This is a genomic window from SAR202 cluster bacterium (assembly GCA_016872355.1).
Taxonomy (GTDB): domain Bacteria; phylum Chloroflexota; class Dehalococcoidia; order Lucifugimonadales; family VGZY01; genus VGZY01.
The window spans coordinates 1-7,267 of record VGZY01000103.1; the positions used below are offsets into that span (position 1 = coordinate 1).

Consider the following 7,267-nt stretch of genomic DNA (forward strand, 5'->3'; position numbering starts at 1 on the left):
CAGAACAAGGTTCAGTATCTGTGCTCTCTTCGCTTCTCGCTCGGTCAAATGTAGTCCTCTCATGGACTGACATATTCACTGAGCAGTTACCTACTGACAATATCACTGAGCAAAGACACTGGTGCATGTTACCATTGATTAGCTCGGGCGTTTGTGGCATCTTATTCGAGGATTTGAACGATTTTCACGGACGGGTGAGATTTTGGCCAGAGCCCCCATAATAATCGTCGAGGACGAGGCACTGTTCAGCGAGCTTCTCCAGACCACGCTTTCCAAGGAGGAAGGTGTTGAGGTCATTGGCGTCGCCAAGGACGGCGAGACGGCGGTGAAGCTGGCGGACGAGGTCAAGCCGGACGCCATCCTGATGGACATTGAGCTGCAGGGCAGCATCGACGGTATCGAGGCGGCCCTGCAAATAAAGCAGCATCACCCCAAGACCGGGATCGTAATCCTTACCTCTCACCGCGACCGCCGTTATCTCACGAGCCTGCCGCTGGAAACCAGCACGGGCTGGGCATACCTGCTGAAACAGTCGGTGCAGGATATAGACTCCGTCGTGCGCGCCATCCAGGGGAGCATCATGGGCATGGTGGTCCTGGACCCGGCCGTAATGGGCGGCCTCCGCCCCAGACAGGGCTCCGCGCTGGTCAAGCTCACGCCTCGCCAGCAGCAGGTGCTTGAGCTGGTAGCCCAGGGCTACAACAACGCGGCAATCGCCAAGCGGCTCACCCTTACGGAAAAGTCCGTGGAAACATACATCCACGCCATCTACCAGGAGCTCCAGCTCGCGAACGAACAGGACTCCCACGCCCGCGTCAAGGCCACGCTCTACTACCCCGAAAACTCCGATAGCGCCAAGTAGCTCCCTGTACCCAGAACTTACGTAGAAATACCTAGCCGTTTTATACGTACTACCCCTGTGTCTCCGCCCATATCCTCTCTGTCAGAATATACAAGTAGGTCGAATGATACTTACCGGAAGAAGAGAACCCAGAGTAATGCGTGAAGTAGTCCTTGCCGATGACGATCTGATGTTCCGCGCATGGCTCGAGTCCGTACTTGAGCAAGGCGGGGACCTGCACGTCGTCGGCGAAGCGAACGACGGCGAGACCGCGCTGGAGCTCGTGGAAACCCTGCACCCGGACGTGGTTATTGCAGACGTCTACATGAGAGACATGGACGGCCTGGAAGTCGCGCGCCGCATCAAGCACTCGCACCCGAAGATCGACTCCATCCTGGTCAGCGCCCATTCGGACCGCACCCACGAGCGGCTGGCGGTTGAAGAAGGCGCGCTTGCCCTCATACCAAAGCAGCGGGTGTCTGCCGAGGCTGTTCGTCACGCACTGAAGAAGGCAGTTTAGCCACCACCGTAGTGCCGTTCCCCGGCACGCTCCTGACCGCGCACTCCCCTCCCACCACCTCCGCATAGTCGCGCATGGTGCCAAGCCCCAGCGAGTTCTTGCTGCCCTCCGCCACGAATCCCTTGCCATTGTCCTTCACGATCACCTCGATTGCGCCGCCGCGCAGATCGGCGGCTATGAACACCTGCGAGGCGCCCGAGTGCTTCAGCACGTTCGTGAGCGCCTCCTCCGCGATCCGGTAACCGGCCAGTCGCACCTGCTCCGGCACGAAATTGTTGTCGAACTTCTCACGACGCACAAGCTCAGGGTCCATCCTTACGTCAAGAGCTATTGCGGAATCGAAATGGTCGCAGAGCGACTGCAGTGCCGGCACCAGACCCCGGCGCAGTATCGCCCGGTACAACTGGTGACCGATGGACCTCAGCTCATCGTCCACGATAGCCGAAAGGCTCTAGTGTATCGCAGATACGGTGGCCACCGTTTCGGGATCTACTGAGGACTTCCTCAGCGCGTGGAGCCGGTGCAGGAGCACGATCAGCCTGTTCTGTACCGAGCCGTGCAGGTGTTGCGCAATCTGCCTTCGCAGAGACTCCGATGCGGCCACTATCCTCTCGCGGGAGCGCTTGAGCTCCTCGGACCTCGCCTTCGCTACCGCCTGCTCGATTCGCGCGTTCTCCGCGAGCCGGAGGTCCGTGATATCGCGGAACAGCACTACGGCGCCTTCCAGGTCGCCTCGCTCCCCGCGAATAGGCGCGAATACATACGCCACGGGGAACTGCGTGCCGTCCTTTCGCCAGAAGACCTCATTGTCGACCTGCCCGGAAGCGCCATTCTTGAAAGCCGCCTCTATCGGACACGCGGAGCGGGCGTAGCGCGCCCCATCGACGGTGAAATGGTGGAGGACCTCGTGCTCGCGGTGGCCAACCAGCTCTTGCGGCAGCCATCCGGTTATCTTCGCTGCGGCCGGATTAACGAACGTGATCGCGCCGCTGAGGTCTATTCCGAAGATGCCCTCGCCCACGGAATTTAGAAGTAGCGCGTTCTGCCGGCGCAGGCGGTCTATATCCATCTCCACGCGCTTGCGCTCTGTAATATCCCTGGAGATGCCCACCAACCCCACAACACGCCCAGTATTGTCCCTGATGGGCGCCTTGCGGTCCAGGTAGACCTTCAGGCCATCGGCAGTCATCGTGAGGGATTCTGTTTCCTCTTTCCGCCCGGTGACCAGGACCGAAAGGTCATCCGCCCGCATTCGGCGACCGGTATCGTTCGGGTAGATATCCACCGGCGTCTTGCCCACGACCTCCTGCTTTCGCATCCCCATGCGCTGGGCCTGAACGGAGTTGACCACCACAAACCGCCCGAGCGCATCCTTTGTATAGATAGAGTCATCTGCGTTCTCGATCAGCGCCATATACCGCGCCTCGCTCTGGACCAGGCGCTCTTCGGCCTCCTTGCGCTCGGTCATATCCCGCAGCACGGAAATGACGGCAGGCCTGCCGTTGTACACGATGCTTGCCGTCGTGCCGTGAATGGTCCTGACGCTACCATCCGGCCGCTGTATGCGATACTCGTATATACCGGACGCGTTCTCGCCGCGGATCTGCGCCGCGATATGGGCAATCACCTTGTCCCTGTCCTCGGGCAGGGCGAACGAGCCTATTGGGTAGCTAACAGCCTCCTCCAGGTTGCTGAGCCCATAGACCTTGAGGTAGGCCTTGTTGACGAAAGCCCTGCGGTTGTCAGAATAGATGACCACCGCGTCGGACAGCGAGTCGACGATTGTCCGGTGCAGGTCCTCGCTCTCCGCGAGCACCTTCTCCATGGAGATCCGGTCGGAGATATCCCTGTCCACGCCGACATATCCGACCGGCTGACCGTTAGCGTCCCTGATTAACGAAATCAGCACTTCCACCCAGAATCCGGTCCCGTCTTTCTTCCTTTGTTCCATCTGGCCCGCCCAGGACCCATGCTTCATTACGTGCTCCAGGCGCGCTGCCTCTACCTTCGTCTCCTCCGGCGTGGAAATGAACGGCAAAGGCTTCTCCATCACCTCATCGGCAGAATAGCCGTACAGCGCCTGCGCCCCTCCGCTCCAGAACGTGATGTTCCCCTGCAGGTCCGTAGCTATGATCGACTCTCTGGTGTTGTCCAGGAGATGTGCCTGGAAGCGGAGCTTCTCATCCTGAATCCTGAGAGCCTCCGTCTCTTTCTGAAGTTTTTCGTTAGATCGCTGGAGCCTGTTTTCAGCCTGCAGGAGCGCTCTCACGGCTTTTATGAAATGAAAAATGCTGCCGAACGCGAAAAGCGCGGACACGTCGAGGATAATGCGGGAAATTGGAATCGGTTGGGGTGAGCCGGAGAAGAATCTGAAGTTCAGGCTGAAAGGCAGTTCGTCCGAAAGCTCGACGCCGAGGCCCAGGCAAAAGCCCGCGAACCATATTAGTGACAGCACCGCGGCGGGGTGCTTGTGGATCGAGCCGTTCCGCGTCGCACGCAACACATAAATGCCCATCCCGGCAAACAGGAGGAGCACCAGCAGCTTGATGATTGGGGCGTACATGTGGGTTGCCTGCCTCCGCCTGATACGCTCTCGGTCAACAAATGATTAGCCAGAATAAATTTTGCCGCGAACCGTCAAATACATCAATGCCGGTGAGGGCCATTTTGTCCTGGAAACGCGAGGCCGTCCAGACCGATGGCCTGGACGGCCTTCCCTACCGACTGTTTATATCCTTACTCTAAGTGCCGCAGTTCGGGCTGCCGCCGCCGGAGCCGCCGTCGGGTATGCACGTGCGGTCCTTGAGGTTTGTCTTGCCGGCGGCAATGGCCGCGTTCACGCTTGTTACAACGTTCGCCGGCACCCACTGCGACCAGATGTCCTGGTGGTTCTTGAGAAAGGTCAGCGCAGCCACGTTGGCCTTGATGCCCACGCGGCCCTCGGTGACGCGCCCGGCAAAATCGGTGACCATGGCGTCGCCGGGGTTAAACTTCTTCAGGAACTCAGCAAGGTCTGGCGCAGACTGTTTCAGGTCAGCTCGCACCATGATGCGCTTGTCCGCTGAGTCACTGAACGCCGTTCCAAAGTCCAATACGGTCCCGGACCCGGTATTCTGGGCGTACCAGTCGGCGGACTCGGACTTGGGTGCGATCATTACGACGTCCACGCTGCCGGCGGCGAGCGCAGCCTGGTAGGTAGGCTCAGTGACATCCACGAGCTCTGCAGTGTACTGGTATCCGTGCACCATGATATATCCCACGAGGTTGTTGATGAAGTCGATATCCTTGGACGACCATGTGGCCAGCCGCACGTGTCCGAGCTTCCGAACGTCAAGCGATACGGGGGTACCCGAGATTCGGGAGTCCGTTGGCGAAAGCGACTGCGGAGTGCCTGCGGCCGCGGCGGCGGCCCCACCCTGGGGGGTGGCGGTCCTATCAGCGAGGGCGCCTATTGCGAACGGGTCTGACTTGGCCGCGCAGCCGGCGGCTATTAGCCCGAATAGTGCGGCAAAAGCCATCGTCAGCAGGGCCAATCTAACCGGGGAACCTGGCATCTTCATCGTCACTCCTCCGTGGGGCAATGCTTAGCTGGGAAGTCCGGATGATACAGGTAACCGCGATCACGCAAACCGGGAACTACTTCGCACTACTGGTGGGGGCCGCCTCCTATGGTCGTCAGCGCGGCCAGGGAGGCCACAGTACGAAAGGATTAACCCTCCACCCATGGAGCAGGCCGAATTATTGCGCCAGTATACAACGACAAAGCTCTTTTGACAGCCCCTCACGGGAATTTTTTCGAATAGGCTCAACGCGGCCCGACGGGGCATTTGGCATTCAGGCCCGCCCTTGCGGTCTCGCTAAGGCTTGCCGGCCGCTCCCTGCAGACCGTCTCGACAATTATTCCGCGTAGCGGGCCGGCAACAATCCTGTTTCCATTGCCGGAGATGTGCGTATAATCGATATACACCGGCTCCGTCGTGGAGGAGAACGCGCCGTCCAGGTTGTGTACACTTGCTAGTACGTCGGAGCCCGCCATCCGGATTTCCAGCAGCTCGGCCATCTTTGCCCGTACAGTCATGATCATCGTCAGGGCAACCGACCGCTTTTGCACCTCAAGGACATGCTGCTCCGAAGGGTGCAGGGGCTTGCCCGCCTCCCAGAGGCCGGGATGGAAGATGAAGATTGGGGTGAACCCATACTCCGCCGCCAGTGCGTTTACCAGGCGGATATTCTCCGCCCATACGTCCAGCGCCCGGTTGCCCAGCCAATCGAAGTCCGCGTGCTCCAGGCGGTCCTCGTAGTTCTCGTCGCCAACTCCGGGCTCTGCCGTGCCCGGATCGGGCGGCCCATGCAGGATGCGCCCGGCGAGGTCCGCAGCGCGGTACATGCCGGTGGACTGCACCAGCGCGCGCACCTGGTCCGACCGGCTGCGCCCACCCTGGAACCGCTCCCTGATGTCGTCAAGCAGGGCGTGCGCGCCGCGCTCCTCGGGCCAGAATGCCACCGCCGTCGCGTCGTTCACGCCGTCGTAGAACGTGACCACATCCGGCCTTTTGCCGGCCTGCAGCTCGCGAATCAGGTAGACCAGCTCCTGCGTTGAGACGTATCCCCTTTCCCCGTAGTTGACGACCTTCGTCTCGACTCCCCAGTCCTCGTTGAGCAGCTTCGCGACAAGGCTCGGGACCGTCTCGTCATCCTTTGCCCCGACGCCCCAGGTCGTGGAACCTCCGAACATCCACACCTCCAGGGCGTCCTCACTCTGAGAGCTGAAATGCGTCGCCCGCCGCCCCTCGAAGTCGACGTTCGTGTATTCTCCCTTGAAATACCTTCGCAGCCAGATGTTATAGGGCTCATAATCGACCGGGTCGCTGGCGCGCACCTCCTGCATGAGACGGCGCGCATCGTAGTCTACCCCGTCGTAGGCCGCCAGATCGGCCCGCTCGTCGGAGTTGATTGGCGCCGCCGACGAGTGAGGCTCTCCGAATACGCCCAGGTAGGCGAAAACGGCCGCCCGGCAGACGAGCTCAACAAACACCACAGTCACCACCGAGAGGCCGATGACGGCGAGGACGTTCTTGATGTTGGAGGCGAGCTTATCCATGGGCCTGCAGCGCTCGATTTTGCGAAAGTCTATGACCCGTTCATGGCTATGTCAAGAAACGCGCGGGTCTACAAACTTTCTTGAAGATTTCGCGATATACAGATAGGCGTACGGTTGAAAAGGCAATTCCCGCGAGGTAACTGTGGCAGGCACCATTCTGATGGTTGAAGACGACCCCGATACTACCAGGCTCGTCAGCCTGTATCTGACCTCGGACGGCTTCAATGTGCTTTCCGCGGCAGACGGCGCGAAGGGGCTCAGCATGGCCATGGAGTCGCGCCCTGACCTTGTGGTCCTGGATGTCATGCTGCCGAGGATGGATGGCATGGCCGTGTGCCGGGCCCTGCGCCGCGAGTCCGAGGTGCCCATCGTTATGCTCACCGCGCGCGTAGACGAGGACGACCGCCTTGCGGGCCTTGACCTGGGGGCGGACGACTACGTGACCAAGCCGTTCAGCCCGCGGGAGCTGGCTGCTCGCGTCCGCGCCGTTTTGCGTCGTACGCAGCGCGACGTCGACGGCGCCGAAGCTGGGGAGGTCAGTCATCGGTCTGTCGCCGTCGACATGAAGAAACGTACTGCCTCGGTCGGCGGGACCCAGGTGAAACTCACGCCTACAGAGTTCCGTGTCAATGCTCAATGACTTTGTCAGTCTTACTGCTCAGTGATTTTGTCAGTACGACTGGTTTTGGTTGAATCAGTCTCGATCTCCAAGGGTGATCTGGAGCCGGCTTTCGATCCTTGGGCGAGGAGAGGGGCGTGCTGGAGACGGACCCGTCTCCAGCACGCCCCTCTCCTCGCTTGCCCG

At 60.3% G+C, this 7,267-nt stretch carries 7 protein-coding genes; 3 read left to right on the forward strand and 4 right to left on the reverse strand.

The features are described from left to right. Positions 1 to 151: 151 nt before the first annotated feature. Both FJ319_14035 and FJ319_14040 read left to right on the forward strand, forming a co-directional pair. Entirely contained in the window at positions 152 to 862 is a 711-nt protein-coding gene (locus tag FJ319_14035) for a response regulator transcription factor (protein MBM3935387.1), read from the forward strand. 103 nt (positions 863 to 965) lie between these two features. After that, the gene (locus FJ319_14040; protein MBM3935388.1) at positions 966 to 1,361 is read left to right on the forward strand and encodes a response regulator transcription factor; all 396 of its coding nucleotides are present in this window, start codon (positions 966 to 968) and stop codon (positions 1,359 to 1,361) included. Here the strand turns inward: FJ319_14040 and FJ319_14045 are convergent. The 4 genes from FJ319_14045 to FJ319_14060 form a co-directional block, all read right to left on the reverse strand. After that, entirely contained in the window at positions 1,300 to 1,797 is a 498-nt protein-coding gene (locus FJ319_14045; protein MBM3935389.1) for a hypothetical protein, read from the reverse strand. The two genes, FJ319_14040 and FJ319_14045, sit on opposite strands and share 62 nt — an antisense overlap. Before the next feature lie 15 nt (positions 1,798 to 1,812). Then, positions 1,813 to 3,924 (reverse strand): PAS domain S-box protein, encoded by a 2,112-nt coding sequence (locus FJ319_14050; GenBank protein ID MBM3935390.1) that lies wholly within the window; start codon positions 3,922 to 3,924, stop codon positions 1,813 to 1,815. Between the two features lie 178 nt (positions 3,925 to 4,102). Continuing rightward, positions 4,103 to 4,921 (reverse strand): hypothetical protein, encoded by an 819-nt coding sequence (locus FJ319_14055; GenBank protein ID MBM3935391.1) that lies wholly within the window; start codon positions 4,919 to 4,921, stop codon positions 4,103 to 4,105. 245 nt (positions 4,922 to 5,166) lie between these two features. Continuing rightward, positions 5,167 to 6,462 carry an SGNH/GDSL hydrolase family protein gene (locus FJ319_14060; protein MBM3935392.1) on the reverse strand — a complete coding sequence of 432 codons (1,296 nt, stop codon included), beginning with the start codon at positions 6,460 to 6,462 and terminating at the stop codon, positions 5,167 to 5,169. A gap of 160 nt (positions 6,463 to 6,622) precedes the next feature. On the opposite strand from FJ319_14060, the gene FJ319_14065 reads away from it, so the two are divergent. Then, positions 6,623 to 7,102: a response regulator transcription factor gene (locus FJ319_14065; GenBank protein ID MBM3935393.1), complete on the forward strand. Its 480-nt coding sequence runs from the start codon at positions 6,623 to 6,625 to the stop codon at positions 7,100 to 7,102. Positions 7,103 to 7,267 lie beyond the last annotated feature (165 nt).